The following is a 24508-nucleotide window of genomic DNA, read 5'->3' as shown; positions in this document are numbered from 1 at the left end:
CTTACCGGCGCCCGCGCGGGCGCGCGTAGATATCCTGGTTGGCCTCGTTGATCTGGCGGCGCAGTTCGCTGCGTTCGTCGGCGGTCATGCGGCCATGGCGGCGCTGCCCTTCCTGCTGCTCCTGCTGCTCCTGCTGCGCCTGGAGGATGCGGCGCTGCTGCTCTTCGTACGCGCGCTGCTCACGCTGCATCTCCTGGCGCGCCTGCTCCTGGCGGTGCATTTCCTGGCGCTGCATCTCGCGCTGCAGGTCGCGCTGCGCCTCACGCTGCTGCACCTCGCGCTGCGGCTGCGGGCGCTCTGGGCGCGGCTGCGGCGTTTCCTGCGCCTGCGCGCCGGATGCGGCCATGACGCAGGCGAGGACCAGGCCCGAGCCCAGCGCGAACAGGCTGCGCGCTGCCGCCGCCGTGCGGGCATGGACAACCTGGGAGATGTGGGACGCGTTCTGCATGTGTTTCTCTTTTCCGATGCCTTGTAAACAGATAAGCTTGATTCAACCGTAACGGCAGTGTATGGCCAAACTTTGCAGGTGGTAAGACCGATTGGGTAAAGTTTGTAACACTTTGTAATGACTTCCGCGCGAGGTGTATTCCAGCCCGATAAGACGTTACCATAGCGACATCAATCTGACAAATTTGACAGGCAATGAACACCCAAAATACACAAAACACTGGTGGCGAAGCAACGACCGGGAACGCCGGCCACGGCGCCAAGATCATGGTGGTCGACGACGACGTACGCCTGCGCGATTTGTTGCGCCGCTATCTCACGGAACAAGGCTTCACCGTGGTCACGGCCGAAAGCGCCCCGGCTATGAACAAGCTGTGGCTGCGCGAGCGCTACGACCTGCTGGTGCTGGACCTGATGCTGCCGGGCGAGGATGGCCTGTCGATTTGCCGCCGCCTGCGCGGGGCCGGCGACCAGACTCCGATCATCATGCTCACCGCCAAGGGCGAGGACGTCGACCGCATCGTCGGCCTGGAGATGGGCGCCGACGACTACCTGCCCAAGCCGTTCAATCCGCGCGAACTGGTGGCGCGCATCGGCGCTGTCCTGCGCCGCAAGGGTCCGGACGAAATCCCGGGCGCTCCTTCGGAAACCCCGCAGACCTTCGAGTTCGGCCAGTTCGTGCTGGACCTGGGCACGCGCACGCTCAAGAAGAATGGCGAGACCGTTCCCCTGACCACCGGCGAATTCTCGGTGCTCAAGGTGTTCGCCCGCCATGCACGCCAGCCGCTGTCGCGCGAGAAGCTGATGGAACTGGCGCGCGGCCGCGAATACGAGGTGTTCGACCGCAGCCTGGACGTGCAGATTTCGCGCCTGCGCAAACTGATCGAACCGGATCCTTCCAGCCCGCTGTACATCCAGACCGTCTGGGGCCTGGGCTACGTATTCATCCCTGAAGGCCAGCCGCGATAGTGCGGGATCCGGGAATGCCAAAGCGCCTGGCCTGGATCAGGAGTGGCCTGTTCTGGCGCACCTTCCTGCTGCTTGGAATCCTGACCACCCTGTCCATGGCTTCATGGGTGGGGATGATCAGCTACGTCCAGCGCGGACCGCAGGCGCAGCAGCTGGCCGCGCAGGTGATCTCGGTGGTCACCATCACCAAGGCCGCCCTCACCCACTCGGCGCCCGAGTTGCGCCGCGAGCTGCTGTTCGAGCTGGTGGCCAACGAGGGCATCCGCATCTTCACGCTGGAGGTGACCGACGAGGTGGACCCGCCGCCGGACAACCCGCTGATGGAAGACATCGAGGCCATCGTCAAGGCCAAGCTGGGATCGGACACGCGCTTTTCCGCCCGCGTCAACGGATCGGCGGGCTTCTGGGTCAGCTTTAACATCGACGACGACAAGTACTGGCTGATGCTCGAACGCGAGCGCATCCAGGGCCTGACCGGCGTGCAGTGGCTGGGCTGGGCCAGCGTGGTCGGCCTGCTGTCGCTGGTGGGCGCGGCGCTGATCTCGAGCCTCATCAACCTGCCGCTGGCGCGCCTGACGGAAGCCGCGCGCAGCATCGCGCGCGGGCGCCGTCCGGACCCGCTGCCGGAAGAAGGACCGACCGAGATCATCGAGGCGAACCGCAGCTTCAACCAGATGGTGGACGATTTGCAGCGGGTGGAATCGGACCGCGCGGTCATCCTGGCCGGCATCTCGCACGACCTGCGCACGCCGCTCGCGCGCATGGGGCTGGAGGTGGAGATGGCGTCGCTGTCGCCGGAAGCGCGCGAAGGCATGCAGTCCGATATCGCGCAGATGGATGCGATCATCGGCCAGTTCCTCGATTACGCCAAGCCGACCGAGGCGTCGAGCTTCGTGCCGGTGGACCTGACCGCGATGCTGGAAGAAGTGGGCCGTGAAGCGGCGCGCATCCCGTCCATGCGCGTCCATTGCGATATCGCGGAAGACATCCATGTGATGGGCAATGCCACCGACCTGCGGCGCGTCTTCAACAACCTGGTGGAAAACGCGCGCCGTTACGGCCACACGCCCGGCACGGACTTTACCGAGCTCGATATCCGCTGCCATGCGCACGGCCTTGGCCCGATGCGGCGTGTGATCATTGAGATTGGCGACCACGGCGCCGGCGTGCCCGCGGAGGCGATCGAACAGCTGCTCAAGCCGTTCACGCGCATGGATACCGCGCGCGGACAGGCCAACGGCGCAGGGCTCGGCCTGGCCATTGTGGAAAGGGTCATCTCGCGGCACAATGCGGAGCTGCATGTCCGCAATCGCGAGGGCGGCGGCCTGCTGGTGCGCATCATCATGCTGCCGGCCGCCTGACAATCAAAGAGGATTCCACATGACCGAACCTGGCTACCACGACGTGGAGCTGGCCGCGCGCCGCATCGAAGGCGTAGCGCACCGCACTCCCGTGCTCACCTCACGCACCGCCGACAGCCAGGCGGGCGCGCAGCTGTTCTTCAAGTGCGAGAACTACCAGCGCATGGGCGCTTTCAAGTTCCGCGGCGCGTATAACGCCATCGCGCAGTTCACCGAAGAGCAGCGCCGCGCGGGGGTGCTCACCTTCTCGTCCGGGAACCACGCGCAGGCGATCGCGCTGTCGGCACGGCTGGCGGGCATCCGCTCGGCCATCATCATGCCGCTCGACGCGCCGGCGATGAAGATGCGCGCCACGCGCGAATACGGCGGCGAAGTCATCACCTACGACCGCTATACCGAAGACCGCGAAGAAATCGCCCGGCGCCTCGCCGCCGAGCGCGGCATGACGCTGATCCCGCCGTACGACCATCCGCACGTGATCGCTGGCCAGGGCACGGCGGCCAGGGAGCTGTTCGAAGACACTGGGCCGCTCGACGTGCTGCTGGTGCCGCTGGGCGGCGGCGGCCTGCTCGCGGGCAGCGCGCTGTCGGCGCGCGCACTGTCGCCGGACTGCCGCGTGATCGGCGTGGAACCTGAAGCGGGCAACGACGGGCAGCAATCGCTGCGTCGTGGCGAGATCGTCACCATCGCCGCGCCCAAGACCATCGCCGATGGGGCGGCGACCACGCACCTCGGCCAGCACAACTTCAATGTGATCCGCAGGCTGGTCGACGACATCGTCACGGTGCCGGACGAGCAGCTGGTGCAGACCATGCGCTTCTTCGCAGAACGGATGAAGATGGTGGTGGAGCCGACCGGCTGCCTTGCGGCGGCGGCGGCCATGCTGGGCGCCGTGCCGGTCGAGGGCAAGCGCGTCGGCGTCGTCATCAGTGGCGGCAACGTCGACCTGGCCAGCTTCGCCCGCTTCGTCTCGTAGCACCGTCACCACCAATGTCATCCCGGCGCAGGCCGGGATCCATACTGAGCCGGCTTTCCCTTGGCAAACTCAGCATGGGCTCCCGCGCACCCGAACGGCATTGAACCAAATCGTCCAGCCAGGCTCTAAGCTTTCAAGTCAGTTTCACCGGAGACAAAAATGTTAAAGACTGTCGGTGTCGTCCTGCTCGCAGCAATTGCCCTCATCCTCGGCCTGGCCGCTGCCAAGCCCGATACGTTCACGGTCACCCGCCACATCGAGATCCAGGCACCGCCGGAAACCATCCACCCGCTGGTGGCTGACTTCCGCAACTGGACCTCATGGTCGCCGTGGGAAGGCCTGGACCCAACGATGCGGCGCACCTACAGCGGCGCGGAGTCGGGTGTCGGCTCCGTGTACGCGTGGGACGGCAACGACCAGGTGGGCGCAGGCCGCATGGAAATCGTCGGCATGTCGCCCCCGCGCGACATCGCCATCCAGCTCGATTTCGTGCGCCCGTTCGAATCGGCCAACCAGACCCGCTTCATGTTCGAGCCGCGCGGCGACAGCACCAAGGTCATCTGGCAGATGAGCGGCCCGATGCCATTCATTTCCAAGATCATGAGCGTGTTCGTCAGCATGGACAGCATGATCGGTCCCGACTTCGAAAAAGGCCTCGCCAGGATCAAGGCGCTGGCCGAAAACCGCACCACGCGCTAGCCGGCCAGGGGACTGCCTGCCAACTCAGCGGCTGCGGGACTGTCTCCGGACTTCCCGCCGCGAGATGACAAACTTCCACTACACCAGCCGCTTGGTGTATCATGCGCGTTCGCTAGGGGTCCTGGACATTTACCGTCCGGGTGAGAAATACCCTTCGTACCTGATCTGGATAATGCCAGCGAAGGAAAGCGCAAAGCTGTTCTCCCACCTTTGAATGCTCCCGCGTTGGCTCAGGTTTTTATAACAACGAGCTAACAACATGCCCAATCAATCCCTGAAGTACACAGCGCTGGCACTGGCGCTGACGCAAGCGTTTGTCGCCCCCGCATTTGCAGCCGATGAATCCCCTGCACCGGCGGTGCCCGCCGCGCAAGCCGCGGCAACGCAAACCGCGCAAGAAGTCGTCATTACCGCACAGCGGGTGCACACCACCAAGCACGCCACCGTCGGCGGCTTCTCCGAGCAGCCGCTGGTCAAGACGCCCTCCTCCATCATGGTCATCGATCGCGCGTTGATGGACGACCTGGGCATCCGCAACACCACCGACGCGGTCAAGCTCGACGCCAGCATTTCCGACTCGTACAACGCGGTCGGCTACGCAGAACAGTTCTCGATCCGCGGCTTCGCCCTCGATAACGCATCGAGCTACCGCAAGGACGGCATCGCCATCCCGGCCGACACCCAGATCCCGCTCGAGAACAAGGAGCGGCTGGAGGTGCTGAAGGGCCTCGCCGGCCTGCAGGCAGGCGTCGCTTCGCCGGGCGGCATCGTCAACTACGTCGTCAAGCGTCCCACCCAGTCGCCTCTGCTGTCCGCCACGGTCGGCGCGAGCGAGCGCGGCACGCTGTACGGCGCGGTCGACGCGGGCGGACGCTTTACCGATTCGCGCTTCGGCTACCGCATCAACGCGGCCGGCGAGCGCCTGCGCTCCTACGTCAAGGGCGCCGATGGCGAGCGCCAGTTCTTCTCCGCGGCGTTCGACTGGCAGATGTCGCCGCAGGCCCTGCTGCAACTGGACATGGACTACCAGCACAAGTCGCAGGTCACCGCGCCGGGTTACCAGCTGATCGGCAATGTCGCTCTGCCGGCGAACGTGTCGCCGAAGACGCTGCTGAACGACCAGCCCTGGACCAAGCCGGTGGACACCGACAGCACCAACCTCGGCCTGCGCTTCGAGTACCGCTTCAACGACGCATGGAACATGTCGCTGGCGGCCAACAAGCATTGGTTCAAGCGCGACGACTACACCGCCTTCCCGTATGGCTGCAGCCAGGAGTTCCTGTGGCCGGGCTACTGCTCCAACGGCGACTATGACGTGTACGACTACCAGAGCCTGGGCGAGAAGAAGACCCCGGCGGGCGCGCAGGCGATCGTGCAGGGCAAATTCGCGACCGGCGCGGTGGCGCACCAGCTGACGGCGGGCGCTTCCTTCTACGAGCGCCACGACGTGTTTGGCGACTACGTGTACGAATTCGCTGGCGTCTCCAACATCTACAAGAACGTGATCGTGCCGCCGTCGGGCCTGACCTTCGACTGGGACACGGTGCGCGAGCAGAACACGGAGCGCGAACGCGCGGTCTTCGTGCAGGACATCGTCAGCCTGGGCGACGCGTACACGCTGCACGCCGGCCTGCGCCATGTGTCGGTCAAGCGCAACGGCGTCGATGAGAGCTTCACGCTGCCGAACGTCGCGCTGGTGTACGCACCGTCCGGCCTGTGGTCGGTGTACGGCTCCGTCGCGCACGGCATGGAGCATGGCGGCTACGCGCCGATGGAGACCGAAAATCCGGGCCTGCCGCTGCCGCCTAGCCGTTCGCACCAGGTGGAGATCGGCGCCAAGGCATCGGTGAGCGACATCCTGAATGGTTCGGTCACGCTGTTCCAGATCCGCAAAGGACTCGAGTACACCGACGCCGACAACTTCTATGTGCGCAATGGCGACCAGACCCACCGTGGCATCGAACTGGCCGCCAGCGGCCGCCTGTCGCTGAACCTGCGCTACGGCGCGTCGGCGACGGCGCTGCAGACGCGCCAGGAAGGCACGGGCGACCCGGCCATCGACGGCAAGCGCGCGACCAACGTCCCGCAGTTCAAGTCGAGCGCATGGCTGGAGTATTCGGTGCCGCAGGTGCAGGGCCTGAAGGTGAACGGCGCCTGGCAGTTCTCCGGCAAGAAGGCCTTCGACAAGGAGAACCTGACCTTCGTGCCGAAGTACCACGTGTTCAACCTGGGCGCGTCGTACACCACGCGCGCCGGCGGCGGCAACCTGACGCTGCGAGCCAACGTGGACAATGTGTTCGACAAGTTCTACTGGCGCGACGTGACGCCGGCGCTGGGCGGCTACCTGCTGCCGGGCGCACCGCGCGTCTTCAGGGTCTCCGCGCAGTACGACTTCTAAACAGGGGGGGCGGGGACGGTCCCCACCGGGGTCCGTCCCCTGATCTTTAGCCGCCGTCCCGCCCAGCCCGGGAACGGGGCCTGTATGCTAATGCGTGCGCCCGCCCGCATCCACAATGTCGGCACCACCCTGCACCGCTACGCGCACCGCCACCCGCAACCCTTCCATCACATCGTCCAGCGCCATGCTCGGAGCCCCTGGAAACGCCGCCGCCTGCAGCGGCAGATACGGAATGTGGATGAACCCGGCCCGCATCGCCTTCCCTTCTGTGTGATGCATCAGCCCATAGAACACATGGTTGCACACGAAGGTCCCCGCAGTCTGCGACACCGATGCAGGCAGTCCCGCCTCCCGCATCGCTTTCACGATCGCCTTGATCGGCAGCGTAGAGAAGTACGCAGCAGGCCCGCCAGCGACCACCGGCGTATCGACCAGTTGCTGCATGCTGTTGTCCATGATCGGCGCATCGTCCACATTGATCGCAACCCGTTCCACCGACAGGTCCGCGCGACCGCCCGCCTGCCCTACCGCGATGACGATGGAAGGCCGCAGCTCGTCGATGATTTCGCACAGCACGCGGTTCGCCTCGCCGAACACGCACGGCAGCTGGCGGCCGTGCACGACGAAGCCGGCTTCGCGCCAGCCGTCCAGGTGGCGCACGGCCTCCCATGCCGGGTTGACGGTGGCGTTATTGAATGGCTCGAAGCCGGTCAGCAGCACGGTAGTCGTCATGGTCATTGATGCATCAGGAAGTAGAGCAGCACGATGTTCGCGGCCAGGATGCCCAGCGCGGTCGGAATCTGCGCCTTGATCACGCCGTACTTGTCAGGCAGCTCCAGCAGCGCGGCCGGGATGATATTGAAGTTGGCCGCCATCGGCGTCATCAGGGTACCGCAATACGCGCTGAACATGCCGATCGCCGCTATCACAGCCGGGTTGGCGCCGAAGACGCCGATCAGCACCGGGATCCCGACACCTGCAGCCATTACCGGGAAGGCCGCGAAGCCATTGCCCATGATGACGGTGAACAGCGCCATGCCGATACAGTACACCGCGACGGCCACCAGCTGCGACTCCATCGGGATGTACGAGGTGGTAAGGAACGCGACTGCCTTGCCCACGCCGGCCTGCGCGAACAGCAGGCCAAGCACGGCGAGCAGGTGCGGCAGCACGACGGCCCAGCTGATCGCATCGATCATGCGGCGCGACTCGCGCATGCCCTGCAGCGGGGTCGAGCGGGTCAGCCAGCATGCGCCGATCACCGCGAGCAGCGCGCCGCAGCCCAGGCTCACCAGCGTGAGGTGCTGCTGCTCGAGCACCGGGATGCCGCCGAATTCCACATCCTTGAACAGGGTGGAGCCGATCAGCGTGACCACGGGGATCGTGAGCGCGGGGATCAGCAGCTTGTTGCCGAGGCGTGCGGCGCTGGCGCGGCGCTCCTGCTCCGGCGGCACCTGCGGCTTGCCGTGGCTGACGCCGCCGAAGCCCGCCACGAGCGCCATCGCCACCATGATCGCGCCCGCGATCACGTGCGGCATGGCTTCGCCCGCGAGGTAGATGGCGGCGTACATGGCCCAGAACAGTGCGGTGGTGTAGCGCTTGGGGTTCGACTTGTCGGTGGCCGTCATCGCGGCGACGATCAGCAGCATCGCGCCCAGCACCAGGTAAAAGTAGTCGAGCTTGATCATGCGCTTTCCTTCGCTTCGCGCGCGATCTGGGCACCCAGCAGGTGCAGCCGCCACGCGTGGATGAAGAATGCGCAAATCGCGGTCGGTACGCCCCACAGCGCGATGTGCAGCGGTTCGACCTGCACCCCTTCGGCCACCATGAACGTGTGCATGAGCACCACCGCGCCGAATGCGACGAAGACGTCTTCGCCATAGAACAGGCCAACGTTGTCGGTAGCGGCGACCATGGCGCGGATGCGGTAGCGCAGCTTGTCGGACAGCTTGGGATGGTCGCGCTCGGCCGCGGCTTCGGCCATCGGCGCGACCAGCGGGCGCACCATGGTCGGGTGGCCGCCGAGCGAAGTGAGGCCGCCGGCGGCGGAGATCTCGCGCACGGCAAGGTAGACGATCAGCAGGCGCGAGGTGGTGGCGGCGCGGATTTTGGCCACGGTCGCCTGCGCGTGTTCTTTCAGGCCGAAGCGCTCCAGCAGGCCGATGGCAGCGAGCGGCAGCAGCACGATCAGCGGCAGGTTGCGCGTCTTGATGAACGCGGCGCCGAGCGACTCCAGGATCGCCACCGGCGGCATGGCCGCCGCGAGCCCGGTGGCGGCGCAGGCCGCAATCACCACGAGCATCGGGTTGGCGCGCATCAGGAAGCCGGCTGCGATCACGGCTACGCCGACCAGCGGCCACAGGTTTACTGCTGTCTCCATCGCTCTCCCACTTATTGTCATGTCCGGGTGCTTCCCGGTTTCCTGGCCTCGGTCAGGCTCTATTTCTTGCGCCGGTCCTCGCCGCTGCGCCGCTCATGCAGCTCCAGCTGCGCCAACACCTGGGCCGCGCGCTCCACCCTCGCATCCACACTGCCCTCCAGCAGCGTGTACGCAATCCCGCGCGCCTCCAGCGCACCGATCACCTGCCCATGCACGTAATCGCGGATCTCCGCCGACTCGCGCTGCAGTCCGTCCGCCTCCCACGGCGTATCCGGCGCGGCGACAAACGTGGCCGCATACGCGTGGCGCGCCGCCAGCCGCGCCAGCTCCTCATCCACGCGGTGCCAGTAGAAGCGGCTGTACAGCGCAGTCATGAACGGCGTGGTATCGCAGAACAGCAGATGCGACGCGCGCGCTGCCGCTTCATCTTCGCGCGCCAGTTGCGTGCGCGCGATCAGTACCTGGTCCGCCTCGAACGGCACGCGCTGGCGCGTATCCACGAACTCGCGCAGGTACTCGGGCACCCACAGCGTGTCGTAACGTTCGGCCAGCGCGGCAGCCAGCGTCGACTTGCCGGACGACTCGGCGCCCAGGATGGCGATGCGGGCGACGGTCACAGCGCGCGCCTCCACACGCGCAGGCCCTGCGCTGCAAGGGCGATGAATATCGCATACAGGATCGCGGTGAACATCAGGTCCTTATACACGTAAAGGCCGACATACAGGATGTCGACGATGATCCAGACCACCCAGTTCTCCAGCTTTTTCCGCGCCAGCAGGACCTGGCCGACCAGGCTGCCGGCGGTGAGGAAGGCGTCGGGGTAGGCGACGTCGGTGTCGGTGAAGCGCGACAGCAGCATCGCCACGGCCCCGAACAGCACCAGCCACGCGACGGCCGAAGAGGCGATCCCCTTTCGCGACAGGCGCGAGACTTTCAGCTCCCCATGGTCTGCACCGCCGCGCAGCCACTGGTACCAGCCCCAGAAGGCCGCGCCGATGAACATGAACTGCAGCGACATGTCGCCGTACAGCTTGGCGTTGTAGAAAACCACCGCGTAGGTGGCGGAAGAGACGATAGTGAACAGCCACGCCCAGTGATTCTGGCGGATCGTCAGGAGCACCGTGATTACCGCCAGCGCAAAGGACAGCAGCTCCATCGGCGTGGTCGGCAGGCCAAACAGTGTGATCGCTTCGTTCATCAAGTCAACAATTCAAAAGCAACAGGCAGCGCGTGCTTGCCCCGGTGTATCGGTAAGCAATCCGAAAACACCTGTCGGGAAACTCCCCAAAACAGCGCCAACCCGATGTAGGAACCAATATCCGCAGAATGGCGTCGGAAAATTCCTAATTCGGTGCCTGACCCCGGCGGGGGTAAAAATTCCGGTTTGGGGTTCGGACATGCCTGACCCCGAAAGGAAAAACGGACGGGGTGAGCCGTCCGTTTGGGGCTATTTCTTGTATTTGATTTTCATTTCGGCGAGGACGTTGTCGGCACGGTCGACTTCCTTCATCACCCACAGCATGTAGCGGATGTCGACGTGGATCGCGCGCGTGATGGCGCTGTCGAAGTACCAGTCCTTGGTCACCGACTCGTACGTGGAGTCGAAGTTGAGGCCAACCAGTTCGCCGTTCTTGTTCATGACGGCGGAGCCGGAGTTGCCGCCGGTGGTGTCGGCGCTGGACAGGAAGTCGACGGGGACGGTGCCCAGCACAGGGTCCTTGAAGGCGCCGTAGCGCTTGGCCTGGATGGCTTCACGCAGCTTGGCCGGCGCGTCGAACGGATCCTTGCCGGTGTGCTTTTCCAAGATGCCTTCCACGGTCGTGAACGGGCCCTTGCTGATACCGTCGCGCGGGGAGTACGGGCCGACGGTGCCGAAGGTGACGCGCAGGGTGGAGTTGGCGTCCGGGTAGACCGGCTTGCCCTGCGATTTCTTCCACGCGATGACGGCGCCCATGTATTGCGGGATGGTGCGGTCAAGGTTGCCGTCGATGTCCTTGCGGCGGTTCTCCAGGGCCAGCGCTTCGCCGTACATCTTGACGGCCAGCTGGATGAACGGATCGGTCGACTGTTCGAACGCGGCCGGGGACTTGTCCATCCACGCGAGGCGGGTGGCGGTGTCGCCCAGTTTGGTCTGCTGGTACAGGGCCGGGACGCTCGCTACCGCTGGCAGCATCGGTTCGATTCCCTTGGCGCGCATTGCCGGCGGCAGTTTGGCGTAGCGCTGCAGGGCGGCGACGAAGCGGGCTTCGTCGACGCTGCCGACGAACGACTGCTCGAGGCGCTGCAGGCGCGCTTTGATGAAGGAGATGTCGCGTTCCTGGTAGCCGGTCTCGCGCTCGGCGTCGGGCTTCTGGCGCTCCAGCGAGAGGCGGTACAGGGTCTGCGCGCTCTTGAGCAGTGCGCTGGTGGTGGCGATCGAGTAGCCCAGTTCCTCGTTGGTCAGCGCCATGTCGGCGGCGATCAGCTTGTCGAGGTCGGACAGCATGGCGGTCGGCGCGGCGGACTGGTTCTTGGCCAGCCAGGCGCGGAACTCGGCATCCTGCACGTCCTTGATCGAGGCGATGTCCTTGCGCGCGAAGCCGTCCATCAGGCCCTGCGTTTTCTTGAGGACGTTGTTGGCGGACTTGACGACGTCGGCGTAGCGCACGGCGTTCGCTTCGTTGCCATTGGTGGCCTGCGCGATCACGCCAAGGTCGGCGGTGATTTCGGCGGCGCGCGCCGGGAAGTTGACGTCGCGCGCGAAGCGGATCTCGGACGGCAGCTTGTAGCGGCTGGTGCGGCCAGGGTAGCCGGCCAGCAGGATCGGGTCGCCCTGCTTCAGGCCTTCGGCGGAGACGACCAGGAAGTCTTTGGATTTGTACGGGACGTTGTCAGGCGAAGGGTCGGCGGGACGGCCGTCCTTGCCGACGTAGGCGCGCAGGAAGGCGAAGTCGCCGGTGTGGCGCGGCCATTCGAAGTTGTCGATGTCGCCGCCGTAGTTGCCGATCATGTCGGCCGGTGCGTACACCAGGCGCACGTCGCGCACGCGCATCTGGCGGATGCGGTAGTACTCGAGGCCGCGGTGGAAGGCGGGCACGGAGCAGCGGTAGGACTTGTCGGTTTCGCACTCGGCGACCAGCTGCTTGATGCGGCCGGCGACCGCTTCGTTGAAGGCGCGGCCGGTCATCGACGACGGCAGGCCCTTGAGCACGCGGTCGGTGACGTTTTCGACCTTATCGGTGACGTAGATCTGCAGCGTGGGGCCGCCAGGCAGTTCTTCGGCGCGGGTCTTGGCCAGGAAGCCGTTGACGATGTAGTTCTTCTCTGCCGTCGAGTTGCGCTGGATCGCGGAGTAGGCGCAGTGGTGGTTGGTGACGACCAGGCCTTCCGGCGAGACGAACGACGCCGAGCAGCCGCCGGTCGAGACGATCGCGGACATCGGGTGCTTGGACAGGTCGGACAGCTTTTCGGCCGGGATGGTGATGCCGACGCGCTTGAGTTCCGCTTTCAGTTGCGGAAGCTGGTGCGGCTGCCACTGGCCTTCGTCGGCGTGGGCGGCGCCCGATGCGGCAAGGCCAAGGAGGGCGACAGGCAAGGCGAGAGTTTTGAACAAGATAGTACCCCTGATGAGAAACGTCGCAGGAGTATAGCCGAATGCGTGTTGGCAAAGAATGTTTACGCGGCGATTCCGCCCGTCCGCCATCCCGCGAAAGCGGGGATCCTTGCCGAATTTGCACCGCTGGAGCGATGGGGACAGTCCCGGTGCGGGACCGTCCCCTGCCGGATTACGGCGAAGTGCACATGCAGTGGACGACGGCATTGAACGGCGCGCCGCGCACCGCCGACTGCTTGAGAAACTCCATGTCGGCCGCGACTTCGCCGGCCACGTCCGCCGGCAGCGCGTCCAGCAGCCCAAGCTTGACCTGCACCGCAAGTGCCTGCGACGCCGACGCGCCGAAGAACTGCAGCAACCGGTCCAGGCTGCTGCTCTCGCGCTCGATGTAGGCGACACGGTAGTCGCCACTCAGTTTGGCGCGCTTGGCGGCCGAGTCGATGGCGTCGCCGAACGAGCCGATACGATCGACCAGGCCGCGGTCCAGCGCCTGCTGGCCCGTCCAGACACGGCCCTGCCCCACTTCGTCGATTTTGGCTGGCGTGGTCTTGCGCGCCTGCGCGGCACTGCGCGTGAAGCGGGTGTAAATGTTTTCGACCGACGACTGCACGACCTCCACCAGGCGCGGGTCGATCGGGCGCAGCGGATCGAAGGCGCCGGCGACCCAGGTGGTGGTAACGCCATCGGCACGGATGCCCAGCTTTTCGCCGACCTTTTCGGCCGTCGGCACCAGGGCGAACACGCCGATCGAGCCGGTGATGGTGTTGGCGTCGGCGATCACTTCGTCGGCCGCCATCGAGATCCAGTAGCCGCCCGATGCCGCCAGGTTGCTCATCGAGATGACGACCGGCTTGCCGGCCGCACGCGTCAGTTCCAGTTCGCGCCGGATCAGTTCCGAGGCGAACGCGCTGCCGCCCGGCGAGTCGACGCGCAGCACGACAGCCTTGATCTGGTCGTCCTCACGCGCGGCGCGAATCAGGTTGGAGGTGGAGATGCCGCCGATCGTGCCCGGGCCGGCCGAACCGTCGCGGATGGTGCCGGAGGCGACGATCACGGCGACGCCCTCGCCGAACAGCTTTGGACGGTTGCGTTCGAGGTAGTCGCTGAAGGAGACCTGGCGGAAGCTGTCACCGCCGTCGTCCGCGACGCCGCGCTTGATCATCATGGTGCGGATTTCGTCGCGGGTCTTGAGGCCATCGACCAGTTTGCTGTCCAGCGTGACGCGCGCCAGGTCGCCGCCCCGGTCCTTCAGGCGCTGCGGCAGGTTGTCGATCAGCTGCATGACGGCGCCCGCCGGCAGCTTGCGCTGCTTTTCGACGTCCGCGGTGTAGTTGGCCCACAGGGCGTTATAGAGGTAGGAGTCGGCTTCGCGCGAGGCCTGCGACGGGCCGTTGCCGATGTACGGTTCGGCCGCGCTCTTGTAGGCTCCGACTTTCATCAGGTTGACCGTCACGCCCAGCTTGTTCAGGCCTTCGCCGTAGTAGTTGCGGTAGCCGCCGAAGCCTTCCAGCATGACGCCACCCATCGGGTGCGTGTAGATTTCGCTGGCGTGTGAGGCGATGCCGTACTGGCGCTGGGTGAAGCTGCCGCCCCAGGCGATCACCGGCTTGCCGGCCGCCTTGACGCGGTCGATCGCACGCGCGACTTCGCCGATCACGGCCAGGCCGGCGTAATCCAGCTCGTCGGTGATCAGGACCACGCTGGAGATCTGCGGATCCTTGGCGGCCGCGTTCAGCACGGTCAGCACGTCGCGCAGCTGCATGCTGCGCTTGACTTCGCCGCCGGCCAGCCCTTCGATCAGATGCTCGGACGGGCGCCCGCGGGTCTGCTCGAGCAGGTCGCCGCGCAGTTCGACCACCAGCGCGGTCTTTTCGCCAAGCGGCTTGACGCCGCCGCCGAAGATCGCCCACAGCACGAACACCGCCAGCAGCAGGAACAGGAGGTTGAAGAAGGTGCGCCGGGTGGCGTCGACGCCGCGCCAGAAGGCGCCCAGGCCGCGCCGCATGGCCGAGAATGGTTTGAACTTCATCTGCTACCTCCGACTAAAACTTGTGTAGGTCAGGCGGTGACGGCCTGGCGGCCCGCCTGCTCGGGGCGGGAAATCGCGTACAGGCCGATGAACACCATCAGGCCATTCAACATCAGCAGTTCCAGGCCCAGGCGGTACGAACCCAGGATGTGGGCCTGGTTCGCCTCCAGCAGCGCGCACAGGATCGGCGCGGCGATGGCGATGTACGGCACGCGGCGGTCGTCAATCGAACGGCGGGTGAGGATGCCGAACGCGAACAGGCCGAGCAGCGGTCCGTAAGTGTACGCCGCCAGCTTGAGAATCACGTTGATCATGCTCGCGTTGTCCACCCATTTGAAGATCATCACGATCGCCAGGAACAGGAAGGCAAAGCCCAGGTGGACCGCCTTGCGCCAGCGCAGGCGCTGGGCTTCGCTCAGGTCGGTGCGCCGCTTCAGGCCCAGGATGTCGATGCAGAACGAGGATGTGAGCGCGGTGATGGCGCCATCGGCGCTCGGGAACAGCGCGGAGATCAGCGCGATCAGGAAGATGATCTGGACCACGGCCGGCAGGTGGTTCATCACCACCGCCGAGAAGATCTTGTCGCCGGTCTCGGTGACGCCGGCGATCGGCGCGTACAGGTACAGCAGGCCGCCCAGGAACAGGAAGGCGGACAGCACGATCACCAGGATCACGGTCAGGCTGAGCAGGTTCTTCTGCGAGTCCTTCAGGGTCTTGACCGAGATCGTCTTCTGCATCATCTCCTGGTCCATGCCGGTCATCGTCAATACGATGAAGGCGCCGGCCACGATCTGCTTGAGGTAGTAGCTCGGGCTGTCGACGGAGGTGGTGAAGATCTTTGACAGGCCGCGCGCATCCATCTGCGCCAGGCTCTCGGCCACGGTCAGGTCCATGCGGTCGAGCAGGAACCAGACGCAGACGGCCAGGCCGCCGAGCATGCAGGAAGTCTGCAGGGTGTCGGTCCAGACGATGGTCTTCACGCCGCCCTGGTAGGTGTACATCAGGATCATGCCGAGGATGACCAGCGTGGTGAGCCAGAACGGCACGCCCAGGCTGTCCAGGATGATCGCCTGCAGCACTGCCACGACCAGGTACAGGCGCGCGGTGGCGCCGAACAGGCGCGAGACGATGAAGAAGCCGGCGCCGGCCTGGTAGGAGCGGCGCCCGAGGCGCACGTCCAGGTAGTGGTAGATCGAGGTGAGCCCGAGCCGGTAGTACAGCGGGAGCAGGATGTAGGCCACCGCAATGTAGCCGAACACGTAGCCGATCAGGATCTGACCGTAGCCGAAGCCGTCCGCGCCGACCGCGCCGGGCACGCTGATGAAGGTGGCGCCGGACAGCGTGGTGCCGACCATGCCGAAGGCGACCAGCATCCAGTTGCTGCTCTTGTTACCGATGAAGAAGCTGTCGTTGTTGGCGTTGCGGCCGGTGAACCAGGCGACGGCGAGAAGCAGTGCAAAATAGGCAATGAGGATGGCGAACAGGATGGCAGGAGACATAGGCTGGCGGTGTAATGGACAATCCGCCAGCAATATACACTAGATGTCCTGCCCGATCACCCGCCGGAACGGGCCGATGCAGGCATCTTCCAGCGACTCGGCGGCGCACATGATGAAGACGGTCGCGGTCGCGTTGAAGCGAATGTAGTTGGTGGAGGTGGTGCCGACCTTGAGCACCTGGCCGGCGCAGTCGGCGCCGCCGTTTTGCTTGGTGATCTTGTCGTCGAGCTTGTAGAAGCCCTTGTCGCTCGGCTGCGAAGGAATGCGGAACTCGCTTTCGGAGACTTCCTTCGCGCTCATCACGAGGGTGGTGCCGTCGGCGCGGAAGCGGTAGGTTTCCGAGCAGGATTGCTCTGGCAGGTTGAGCTCCCAGATGCCAAGGATGGGGTGGTTGGAAGCCGGCGCGACGGGTGCGGCGGCACAGGCGAGCGACGCGGCGCTCAGTAGGCTAGCGGCGAGTTTGGTGCGCATGATGGGCTCCCGAAAGGATTCCTTACGGGTCCAGTATGCGCTTGGGATGGCGCGCCGAATGTGCGCAGCCGCACGCTTTGTGGGGACTGCCCGCAAGGACCGTCCCCTTCGCTCGCTCAGGCTTTGGGCTTGGCGGGCCGGCGCGGACGGGCGGCCGGCTTGCGCGCGCGCTTGGGCGCCGCTTCCTGCTCGGCTGCCGGCTCTTCGGCGGGAGCGGCGGCCTCAGGCTCCTGCACCGGCTCGGCTGGCGCGACGTCCGCTGCGGCCTTGGCGGCTGCCTTGGCCTTGCGCGCCGGGGCCTTGCGGGCCGGACGGCGGCGCGGCGTTTCGGCCGCTTCTCCTGCCGGCGCTTCCTCTGCCATGGGCTGCTCGGCCACCGGCTCAGGCGCGGCTTCCTGCTCGAACACCGGTTCAGGCATCTCGGCGATGGCCGCCGCTTCCTGCGCCAGCGCTTCGGCATGCTCGGCGTGCTCTTCGCGCGCCTTGCGGCCGCCACGGGTGCGGCGGCGCGGCTCGGACTTGCCCCGCGTCGCCGGCTCGGCATGCGCCTGTTCCTGCTGCGCGGATGGCTGCTCGCCCTGCTCCGCGTCCTGCTGGTGCTGCACCTGAACCTGCTCGGCAGCCTGCGTGCCGCTCGGACGGTACACATAGGCGCCGGACTTTTCGTCGCGCCCGAATTCCAGCAGGCCACGCGCCTGCGCTTCTTCCAGCAGGTTGCCGAAGGTGCGGAAGCCGAAATAGGTCTCGTTAAAGTCCGGACGGCGCCGCTTGAGCGTGTCCTTGAGCAGCGATGCCCAGATCTTGCCGCTGTCGCCACGCTCGAAAGTGAGCGCGTCGAAGGTCTCGACCACCATCTCGATCGCCTCGGCCTTGCGCGATTCCTGCTCTTCCTTGCGGCGGCTGGATTCTTCCGGCGAGCGCTTCGGCTGCTGCTGTTGCGGCTGGCGGCGCGCCACCTGGCGCTGGCGCTCGCGCACCAGGTCGTCGTAGAAGATGAATTCGTCGCAGTTCGCCACCAGCAGGTCGGAGGTGGACTGCTTGACGCCCACGCCGATCACCTGCTTGGCGTTCTCGCGCAGCTTGGACACCAGCGGCGAAAAGTCGGAGTCGCCGGAGATGATCACGAAGGTATTCACGTGCGACTTGGTGTAGCACAGGTCGAGCGCGTCCACGACCATGCGGATGTCAGCAGAGTTCTTGCCGGACTGGCGCACATGCGGGATCTCGATCAGCTCGAAGTTCGCTTCGTGCATGATCGCCTTGAAGCCCTTGTAGCGGTCCCAGTCGCAGTACGCCTTCTTGACCACGATGCTCCCTTTGAGCAGAAGCTTTTCCAGCACCGGCTTGATATCGAATTTCTCGAAGTTCGCGTCGCGAACGCCGAGTGCGACGTTTTCGAAGTCGCAGAACACAGCCATGCTGAGGTTGTCGTGGGAAGATGCCATGGTGATCAGAAGTTATAAGTGTTGCAAAAACGAGGATTATACCGACTCGACCGCATCCGACCCGCACGCCGTGCGCGTGCGCATCACGGAGCGACGCGCCGCTCGGCTTTGGCGCGCTCGATATAGCGGTCCACATCCTCCTGCAGCAGCAGGCCGCGGTCGCGCAGGGCTCGCGCGCTCAGCGCTACCGCCTTGGCGTATTCCAGCCGGCTGGGGTAGCGCTGCGCGATCGACAGGCGCGGATCGCCTTCCTTGCGGGTGACCGGCAGCGGCACCGCAAAGCCGTCCAGGCCGCACAACTGCCCTTGCGCAAAGCCCTCGCGACGCAGGTTCCAGCCGGCGTAAGTGGCCAGCGGCACGTCGATGTCGGGCAGCCGGACGCCCGCGATGTCATGGCCGTCGGCGTCCACGACCGGCACCAGCAGCTGGTAGCGGCGCGCGGCGTCCGTCTGCGCGGGAACGGCGCCGTAGTCCACCACATGCAGCCAGTTGATCACCTGCGGATAGCGCACGCCATAGCTGGACAGGTCGGGGAAGCCGGTCGCTTCGGGGCGGGCCGGCGCAAGCCTGTAGCCGGCGATGGTGGGGTAGCTCGAGGCGGGTGGCGGCGTGCCGTCGCGCGACCACGCCGCCAGCCGCTCCAGCAGCGCGCGCACCAGCGGCGCCTGGGGCGCGGTGCTTTGGCGGTAACTGCACACGCCCGCGAGCGCCGGTTCGTCCGACCACACATGCTGGGTCGACGACATCAGGTAGACGCGCACGCCTTCCGGCAGTGCGATGTCTTTGCCGGCGCCGTCGGTGACCACCAGCGAAGCGCGGCCCTGCCAGAATTCGGTGCTGCTATCGACGTGCATCAGCTTCGGACAGGTGTTATCGGTGGCGCAGCGCGCAAAGATGCCGTCGGTGCGGCCCGAGACCGGATCGGTCGTCACGCCATAGCTGAACGGGAACTGGTCGCCGGGCGTGAAATGCTCGCCGTGCTGCTTGCTGTTGCGCGACGGACGCCCGAAGCGGTAGTTGGTAAAGCTCTTCTTGGCCCCCGCGATCAGGGGCATGGCGCCGTCGAATACGCGGCCGCCCTGCGGCGCTGCATTGAAGCCTTGCCAGATGAAGTCGCGCAGCACGCGCCCGGACTGCGAGACGCCGACCGCCAGCGCGACCTGCGGATCGATGTCGGCCACGGGATTATTCCCGGCCGTCTCGTCCTTGAGGAACTGGGTGACGTCGCGCAGCGCGGCCAGGCCAAGGCCCATCACTTTCGGGTCGCGCGCCTCATAAACGAATTCGTAGATCGCGCCGGCGTCGAATGCCTTCGGGCGGTCGATCTCGATCTCGCGGGGCGACACCCAGCGCCAGGAGATTACGTCGACCGGGGCATCCTGCATGTGGGCGCGTACCCGCAGACGCGCGCCCTGCTCGCCCGCCGCCGGATAGGCCAGCTTCATGCGGCTGACCGGCTTGACGTCGTCGAACACCGCCTCTTCCACCGTCATCCCGGTGAGCGGCTTGCCGCCATCGCTTGCCAGCGGCAGCTCCATGCCGGCCACCTTGCCGTCGCCGGCCAGCGGCACGTCGCCCTGCCAGCCGATCCACACCAAGGTGTGACCCTGCCGCATCGTGTAGCCGGTGCCAGCGGCGTCCTTGCTGGCCAGGGCGCCGTTGCCTTCGTTCGCCATGCGCATGAACAGCTTGTTGCCACGGTTCGGCACGTCCACCACCATCACGCGCGATGCCTTGGCCGCGTCGCGTGGGCGCAGGACGATGACGTCGGTCTTGTACCTGACCCAGGCGCCGCTGCGCTGTGCCATGCCGATATCGGCGATGGCGCGGTTGGCGGGGTGGTGCGGATTGACGCGCATGTGCGCGATCGCGGTCACCGTCTCGTACTGGCCTACGCCCTCGAAACTCGCGCCGCCAAATGCCGGCGTGCGGCTGACCACTTCAAAGCGCTCGACCTCCGCCGCGGGAGCGTTCGGGCCGCGCAGGTTGATGCCGCAACCGGCCAGCGCCAGCGCGCCAATGGCGCCGGCGAAGATGTTCATGAGCTTCAATGGGACTCCGTGAGCTGGACGGTCGCCTGGTCGCGCGCACCGCCGAAAAATCTGTCGAGGCAGGCCGCGAACACGGGTTCGCCGGGCGCCGCCAATGAGAACAACGTCATCGACGAGTGAAACTTGAGGTTGTCGGGGTAGCCGAAGATGTCGTCGGCCGATGCGGCGCCCGACGCCAGCGCGGCATGCGCGCACTCGCGCAGGCGTGCCCCCAGCACCGGATGGCCGGCGTAGGCGCGCGCCTCGTCGAGCGATGCGAGGCCGTAGTACTGCGCAGTGGCGCTGCGGCCGAGGCCAGCCAGCTGCGGGAACACGTACCACATCCAGTGGGTACGCTTGCGGCCCGCCTGCAGCTCGGCCAGCGCCTGGGCGTAGACCGGGGCCTGCGCCGCGACGAAAGGCTCGAAGTCGAATGGCGTGCGCATCGCCTCAGTCCCCGTGGATGACGGCGCCGCGGTCGGCCAGCAGCTGGCGCAGGATGCCGCGGTGGCAGCGGTTCTCGTCCTCACAGTAGCAGCCGACGGCGAAATCGGCGCTGTGCGAGAGCGCGGCCAGGGTGTCGATGAGGTGACCGGCTTCGGGCTGCGCCATCTCCTTGCGGTAGCCGCGCACGAAAGCGTTCCATTCGGCGTCCGTCCGGGCGGTGCGGCCTGCGGTCATCAGGTCGGCGGTGGGCGCCAGGTTCGGAAGCCAGACGTCGTAGTAGTCGCGGCTGGCGAATTCTTCCTTGGGTACGCCGCGTGGTGGGCGGCGCACGGTGCCGATGCGCAGGCCTTCACCCTTCGCGCGGGGTTCGCCAAGCCTCACGATGCGCACTGCCATGTCGCCTCCTTTTCCAGTGCAGAAGTCGCGCCAGCTGAAGTTCAAGGAACAGTACCCTAGCAGCTCAGGCGCGCGCCATCCTCTAGCATACGCGCGAATTCGGCGGCCGGCACCGCGGGGCTGAACAGGAAGCCCTGCAGCTGGTCGCAGCCGAGATCGCGCAAGAACGCCATCTGCTCCGCATTCTCGACGCCTTCCGCCACGATCTCCTGGCGCAGCTGCTGCGCCATCGTCACGATCGCGCGCGCGATCGCGCAGTCGCTTTCCTCGTGCGGTAATCCGACCACGAAGGAACGGTCGATCTTGAGGGTACTGATCGGGAATTTCTTCAGGTAGGACAGGCTGGAATAGCCGGTGCCAAAGTCGTCCAGCGCCAGCGCCAGCCCCATCGCCACCAGCTCGTTCATGATATCGACAACGGCGTCGCTGCCGCGCACGAGCAGGCTTTCGGTCAGCTCCAGCATCAGCTGCGAGGGCTCGACACCGTGGCGCGACAGCACCTCGTGCATGCGCTCCGGCAGGCGGCGGTCGAACTGGCGCGCGGACAGGTTGACCGCGACCGTCGGCGCGGCCACGCCGGCGTCCAGCCACGAACGCACCTGGCGGCAGGTCTCGTCCAGCACCCATGCGCCCAGCTCGTAGATCAGGCCAGTCTCTTCCGCGACGGGAATGAAGACATTCGGCGGGATCATGCCGCGCTCGGGATGACGCCAGCGGATCAGCGCTTCCGCGCCGACGATGCGCCCGCTGCGCAGGCTCACCTTGGGCTGGTAGTACAGCTCGAGCTGGGCGTCGCGCAGCGCGGTGCGCAGTTCGGACTCGACCCGCATCTGCTCCTTGGCGCGCTGGTCCATCTCCTCGCGGTAGAACAGGAAGCCGTTGGCGCCGCCCTGCGCCGACTTGGCCAGCGCCACGTCGGCAAAGCGCATCAGCGACGGCAGGTCGGTGCTGTCTTCCGGATAGGTGGCAATGCCGATGCTGGCACTGGCCTGCAGGCTGTGGCCGGCGATCGAAACCGGGGCATTGAGCGAAGCAAGCAGCTTCTGCGCGACGATGCCGGCGTGCTCGCGCTTCTCGATCTGCAGCAGGCCGACCGCGAAGCGGCTGCCGTCGATGCGCGCGAGGATGTCGGCGGTGCGCAGCGTTTCCGCGAACAGCCTTGCCGCTTCGCGTACCAGTTCGTCCGCCACTTCGTGCCCGAGCGTGTCGCTGATGGTGCCGATGCGGTGCAGCTCGATCACCAGCAGCGCGCCGTATTCGCCGCTGCGCATCGCCTCGGCCATGCGCTGGCTCATCAGCGTGGCGAGCAGGCTGCGGTTCGGCAGGCCGGTGAGCGGGTCGTAGTTGGCAAGGCGCTGCATCCGCACTTCCGCGTCCTTGTGGACCGTGATGTCGGAAAAAATCGAGAACGTGTGGGTGATCTGGCCCGCGTCGTTGCGCACCACCGAGATCGTGACCGCCTGCGGGAACAGTTCGCCGTTCTTGCGCTTGCCGATGATCTCGCCGCGCCACGGCGCCGCGCCCTTCATGGCCGCGCGCACCTTGGCGCGGAATTCCGCGTCGTGCACGCCCGAGCGCAGCAGGTCCGGCGTCTGGCCGATCGACTCGGCCGGCAGGTAGCCGGTGATGCGCGTGAAGGCGCCGTTGATCGAGACGATGCGCTCGTTGGCATCGGTGATCAGCACGCCCTGGTCGGTGTCTTCGATGATGCGCGCGTGCAGGCGCATCTTCTCGTCCGGGCTCAGGTGCTCGGCCATCGGCGACAGGTGCACGCGCATGCCCACCGGGCTGCCCGTGTCGTCATGGATCAGCGAGAGCGCCAGGCGCACCCAGATCGATTCGCCGTTCTTCTTGCGCCGGCGCGCTTCGATCAGGCCGCTGCCCTGCTCCAGGAACAGCTCGGCGATGCCGCCGTCCTCGCTGTCTTCCTCATACAGGAACAGCACGTGCTGGCCGATCGCTTCCGCGGCCGTATAGCCGAACAGCGCCTCGGCGCCGCTGTTCCAGCCGGTGAGGTAGCCCGCCATGTCGAGCAGGATGACCGGCTCGTCGGACAGTTCGAATTCGCCGGCGGCCGGCGCGCGCGCCTGCTCCAGCGCGAGTTCCAGCTGCGTCAGCGTCGCTTCCAGCTCGGCGCCGGTTTGCTTGCGGGCTGCCAGCGCCAGCGCGCGGCAGCGGTCGAGGATCGCATCAGGCACTGGCGCTGCTTTCACGGACGGCGCCCAGCATGAAGACGGATGCTTCGGCCATGGCCTGGTTGAATTCCTGGTGGCTGACCTGCAGCGCCGCCAGGTGCGCGCTAACGCGATCGAACTCTCCGCGCTCGGCCTGTTCGATCGCCAGCAGCAGCGCGCCCAATTCGCCGTCATGGTCCAGCAGCGCGGCATGGACCGCCTCGCCGATCGACAGCGGCGCCAGCACCTCCGGCAGCGGCATGCCGAACAAGGTGCCCAGCAGCGAGAACATGCCCGTCATGAAGCCCTGCTCCTGCGTCGTGCGGTCCAGGCCCGCGGCACGCGCCAGCAGTTCGATCGCGCGGCCGCGCACCGCCACCCGGGCCAGCAGCATGGCCGAGCGCGGATCGCCGTCGCGCGCGGCGAACAGCATCAGGTTGAGCCAGCGCCGCAATTGCGAACGGCCGAGGATCAGCAAGGCCTGGGAAAAGCTCGTGATCTTGCGCGTTGCGCCCATGCCGAGCGAGTTCACCAGGCGCAGCAGGTGATAGGACAGGGCGGGGTCGCGCCGCAGCAGTGCTTCGATTTCGTGGTTGTCCGCGTCGCTGGCGACACATTGCACCAGCTGCAGGGCCAGCGCGCGCGATGCGGCCTGCGCCGCGCCCAGCCTTGGCGGCGCGCTGAGGCACCAGTCTCCGCCCACCCAGCGTACGCCGGCAGGAACCACGGCCGGGTCGAACGTCTGGCCCGGATCGAACACCTCACCGGGAGCGACTGCCGTCCAGCCGGCGGCTTGCAGCTGTTCGGCCAGCACCGGATCCGTCGAGGCAGGATACAGCCGCGGGAAGGTGGCGAGGCTCTGGAACGCTTCGTCTTCGAACAGCGGCGCCAGGGCGGGCACGTCGCCCGGGCCGGCGTCGAACAGCAAGGCTGCCGGCTTGGAGCGGATATCGGCAACGACCTTCAGGAATATCAGCGGCGCCTGGGCGGGTGCGGTCATGAGTGGTTGCAATAGAGCAATAATGAATCGCTATGTTACTCTGAAAACATATCGGTAAGCCAAGTTAACCGGCCTGCGCCTGTGGTATCCAATGAACGTCATGCGCAGTCTGCAGATCGGCGGAGATATGCTAAGTTAGGCATGGATCGGCAGGATCGGCTCAGTTAATAACAAATAGCAACAATACAGCGGAGA

General features: G+C 66.1%; 21 protein-coding genes and 1 riboswitch. Of the genes, 5 read left to right on the top strand and 16 right to left on the bottom strand.

Features of this window, described 5'->3' with window-relative positions:
- Nucleotide 1: 1 nt before the first annotated feature.
- Nucleotides 2-448: a hypothetical protein gene (locus tag ACFSQR_RS17255; protein ID WP_377731247.1), complete on the bottom strand. Its 447-nt coding sequence runs from the start codon at nt 446-448 to the stop codon at nt 2-4.
- A gap of 266 nt (nt 449-714) precedes the next feature.
- Here ACFSQR_RS17255 and ompR point away from each other — a divergent pair, with 266 nt between their 5' ends.
- The 5 genes from ompR to ACFSQR_RS17230 all read left to right on the top strand — a co-directional run bounded on the left by ompR (nt 715) and on the right by ACFSQR_RS17230 (nt 6850).
- Nucleotides 715-1416, top strand: a complete 702-nt coding sequence (gene ompR, locus ACFSQR_RS17250; protein ID WP_377731407.1) for a two-component system response regulator OmpR — start codon at nt 715-717, stop codon at nt 1414-1416.
- A gap of 14 nt (nt 1417-1430) precedes the next feature.
- Nucleotides 1431-2777 (top strand): ATP-binding protein, encoded by a 1347-nt coding sequence (locus ACFSQR_RS17245; protein WP_377731246.1) that lies wholly within the window; start codon nt 1431-1433, stop codon nt 2775-2777.
- A 19-nt stretch (nt 2778-2796) separates the two neighbouring features.
- On the top strand, nt 2797-3753 hold the full coding sequence (locus tag ACFSQR_RS17240) for a threo-3-hydroxy-L-aspartate ammonia-lyase (protein ID WP_377731245.1): 957 nt from the start codon (nt 2797-2799) through the stop codon (nt 3751-3753).
- A gap of 159 nt (nt 3754-3912) precedes the next feature.
- A complete protein-coding gene (locus tag ACFSQR_RS17235; RefSeq protein WP_377731244.1) occupies nt 3913-4452 on the top strand; it encodes an SRPBCC family protein in 540 nt (179 codons plus the stop codon).
- 104 nt (nt 4453-4556) lie between these two features.
- A riboswitch (TPP riboswitch) is annotated at nt 4557-4656 on the top strand.
- Nucleotides 4657-4711: 55 nt separating this feature from the next.
- On the top strand, nt 4712-6850 hold the full coding sequence (locus tag ACFSQR_RS17230; protein WP_377731243.1) for a TonB-dependent siderophore receptor: 2139 nt from the start codon (nt 4712-4714) through the stop codon (nt 6848-6850).
- A gap of 87 nt (nt 6851-6937) precedes the next feature.
- Here ACFSQR_RS17230 and pcp read toward each other — a convergent pair whose 3' ends face one another.
- The 15 genes from pcp to ACFSQR_RS17155 form a co-directional block, all read right to left on the bottom strand.
- Nucleotides 6938-7582 carry a pyroglutamyl-peptidase I gene (gene pcp, locus ACFSQR_RS17225; protein ID WP_377731406.1) on the bottom strand — a complete coding sequence of 215 codons (645 nt, stop codon included), beginning with the start codon at nt 7580-7582 and terminating at the stop codon, nt 6938-6940.
- A 2-nt stretch (nt 7583-7584) separates the two neighbouring features.
- Entirely contained in the window at nt 7585-8538 is a 954-nt protein-coding gene (locus ACFSQR_RS17220; protein WP_377731242.1) for a DUF979 domain-containing protein, read from the bottom strand.
- Nucleotides 8535-9230, bottom strand: coding sequence for a DUF969 domain-containing protein (locus tag ACFSQR_RS17215; RefSeq protein ID WP_377731241.1), 696 nt, complete (start codon nt 9228-9230; stop codon nt 8535-8537). The genes ACFSQR_RS17220 and ACFSQR_RS17215 overlap by 4 nt, the downstream gene beginning before the upstream one ends.
- Before the next feature lie 59 nt (nt 9231-9289).
- Complete coding sequence (locus tag ACFSQR_RS17210) at nt 9290-9847, bottom strand: AAA family ATPase (protein WP_377731240.1); 558 nt, start codon at nt 9845-9847, stop codon at nt 9290-9292.
- On the bottom strand, nt 9844-10428 hold the full coding sequence (pnuC, locus tag ACFSQR_RS17205; RefSeq protein ID WP_377731238.1) for a nicotinamide riboside transporter PnuC: 585 nt from the start codon (nt 10426-10428) through the stop codon (nt 9844-9846). Before pnuC ends, ACFSQR_RS17210 begins: the two co-directional genes overlap by 4 nt.
- A 249-nt stretch (nt 10429-10677) precedes the next feature.
- Nucleotides 10678-12822 (bottom strand): S46 family peptidase, encoded by a 2145-nt coding sequence (locus tag ACFSQR_RS17200; RefSeq protein ID WP_377731237.1) that lies wholly within the window; start codon nt 12820-12822, stop codon nt 10678-10680.
- Nucleotides 12823-12994: 172 nt separating this feature from the next.
- Entirely contained in the window at nt 12995-14851 is a 1857-nt protein-coding gene (gene sppA, locus ACFSQR_RS17195) for a signal peptide peptidase SppA (RefSeq protein ID WP_377731235.1), read from the bottom strand.
- A gap of 29 nt (nt 14852-14880) precedes the next feature.
- Complete coding sequence (locus ACFSQR_RS17190) at nt 14881-16350, bottom strand: sodium:solute symporter (RefSeq protein ID WP_377731233.1); 1470 nt, start codon at nt 16348-16350, stop codon at nt 14881-14883.
- 39 nt (nt 16351-16389) lie between these two features.
- Nucleotides 16390-16821, bottom strand: a complete 432-nt coding sequence (locus ACFSQR_RS17185; RefSeq protein WP_377731231.1) for a hypothetical protein — start codon at nt 16819-16821, stop codon at nt 16390-16392.
- 116 nt (nt 16822-16937) lie between these two features.
- Nucleotides 16938-18266: an NYN domain-containing protein gene (locus ACFSQR_RS17180; protein ID WP_377731230.1), complete on the bottom strand. Its 1329-nt coding sequence runs from the start codon at nt 18264-18266 to the stop codon at nt 16938-16940.
- Nucleotides 18267-18349: 83 nt separating this feature from the next.
- On the bottom strand, nt 18350-20308 hold the full coding sequence (locus ACFSQR_RS17175; protein ID WP_377731405.1) for an alpha/beta hydrolase domain-containing protein: 1959 nt from the start codon (nt 20306-20308) through the stop codon (nt 18350-18352).
- A 5-nt stretch (nt 20309-20313) separates the two neighbouring features.
- On the bottom strand, nt 20314-20742 hold the full coding sequence (locus ACFSQR_RS17170; protein ID WP_377731229.1) for a DUF1810 domain-containing protein: 429 nt from the start codon (nt 20740-20742) through the stop codon (nt 20314-20316).
- Nucleotides 20743-20746: 4 nt separating this feature from the next.
- Nucleotides 20747-21139, bottom strand: coding sequence for a DUF488 domain-containing protein (locus tag ACFSQR_RS17165; protein ID WP_377731228.1), 393 nt, complete (start codon nt 21137-21139; stop codon nt 20747-20749).
- A gap of 56 nt (nt 21140-21195) precedes the next feature.
- Nucleotides 21196-23352, bottom strand: a complete 2157-nt coding sequence (locus ACFSQR_RS17160) for a putative bifunctional diguanylate cyclase/phosphodiesterase (protein WP_377731227.1) — start codon at nt 23350-23352, stop codon at nt 21196-21198.
- Nucleotides 23330-24313 carry an EAL and HDOD domain-containing protein gene (locus ACFSQR_RS17155; protein WP_377731226.1) on the bottom strand — a complete coding sequence of 328 codons (984 nt, stop codon included), beginning with the start codon at nt 24311-24313 and terminating at the stop codon, nt 23330-23332. Before ACFSQR_RS17155 ends, ACFSQR_RS17160 begins: the two co-directional genes overlap by 23 nt.
- Nucleotides 24314-24508 lie beyond the last annotated feature (195 nt).

The organism is Pseudoduganella sp. GCM10020061 (assembly GCF_042683405.1).
Lineage (GTDB): Bacteria > Pseudomonadota > Gammaproteobacteria > Burkholderiales > Burkholderiaceae_D > Telluria.
This window is presented reverse-complemented; position numbering and strand designations above follow the sequence as displayed.

Excerpts from the sequence above, each read along its gene's own strand:
- ACFSQR_RS17255 (WP_377731247.1), bottom strand. The coding sequence starts at position 448 with ATGCAGAACGCGTCCCACATCTCCCAGGTTGTCCATGCCCGCACGGCG.
- ompR (WP_377731407.1), top strand. The coding sequence starts at position 715 with ATGGTGGTCGACGACGACGTACGCCTGCGCGATTTGTTGCGCCGCTAT.
- ACFSQR_RS17245 (WP_377731246.1), top strand. The coding sequence starts at position 1,431 with ATGCCAAAGCGCCTGGCCTGGATCAGGAGTGGCCTGTTCTGGCGCACC.
- ACFSQR_RS17240 (WP_377731245.1), top strand. The coding sequence starts at position 2,797 with ATGACCGAACCTGGCTACCACGACGTGGAGCTGGCCGCGCGCCGCATC.
- ACFSQR_RS17235 (WP_377731244.1), top strand. The coding sequence starts at position 3,913 with ATGTTAAAGACTGTCGGTGTCGTCCTGCTCGCAGCAATTGCCCTCATC.
- ACFSQR_RS17230 (WP_377731243.1), top strand. The coding sequence starts at position 4,712 with ATGCCCAATCAATCCCTGAAGTACACAGCGCTGGCACTGGCGCTGACG.
- pcp (WP_377731406.1), bottom strand. The coding sequence starts at position 7,582 with ATGACGACTACCGTGCTGCTGACCGGCTTCGAGCCATTCAATAACGCC.
- ACFSQR_RS17220 (WP_377731242.1), bottom strand. The coding sequence starts at position 8,538 with ATGATCAAGCTCGACTACTTTTACCTGGTGCTGGGCGCGATGCTGCTG.
- ACFSQR_RS17215 (WP_377731241.1), bottom strand. The coding sequence starts at position 9,230 with ATGGAGACAGCAGTAAACCTGTGGCCGCTGGTCGGCGTAGCCGTGATC.
- pnuC (WP_377731238.1), bottom strand. The coding sequence starts at position 10,428 with ATGAACGAAGCGATCACACTGTTTGGCCTGCCGACCACGCCGATGGAG.
- sppA (WP_377731235.1), bottom strand. The coding sequence starts at position 14,851 with ATGAAGTTCAAACCATTCTCGGCCATGCGGCGCGGCCTGGGCGCCTTC.
- ACFSQR_RS17190 (WP_377731233.1), bottom strand. The coding sequence starts at position 16,350 with ATGTCTCCTGCCATCCTGTTCGCCATCCTCATTGCCTATTTTGCACTG.
- ACFSQR_RS17185 (WP_377731231.1), bottom strand. The coding sequence starts at position 16,821 with ATGCGCACCAAACTCGCCGCTAGCCTACTGAGCGCCGCGTCGCTCGCC.
- ACFSQR_RS17180 (WP_377731230.1), bottom strand. The coding sequence starts at position 18,266 with ATGGCATCTTCCCACGACAACCTCAGCATGGCTGTGTTCTGCGACTTC.
- ACFSQR_RS17175 (WP_377731405.1), bottom strand. The coding sequence starts at position 20,308 with ATGAACATCTTCGCCGGCGCCATTGGCGCGCTGGCGCTGGCCGGTTGC.
- ACFSQR_RS17170 (WP_377731229.1), bottom strand. The coding sequence starts at position 20,742 with ATGCGCACGCCATTCGACTTCGAGCCTTTCGTCGCGGCGCAGGCCCCG.
- ACFSQR_RS17165 (WP_377731228.1), bottom strand. The coding sequence starts at position 21,139 with ATGGCAGTGCGCATCGTGAGGCTTGGCGAACCCCGCGCGAAGGGTGAA.
- ACFSQR_RS17155 (WP_377731226.1), bottom strand. The coding sequence starts at position 24,313 with ATGACCGCACCCGCCCAGGCGCCGCTGATATTCCTGAAGGTCGTTGCC.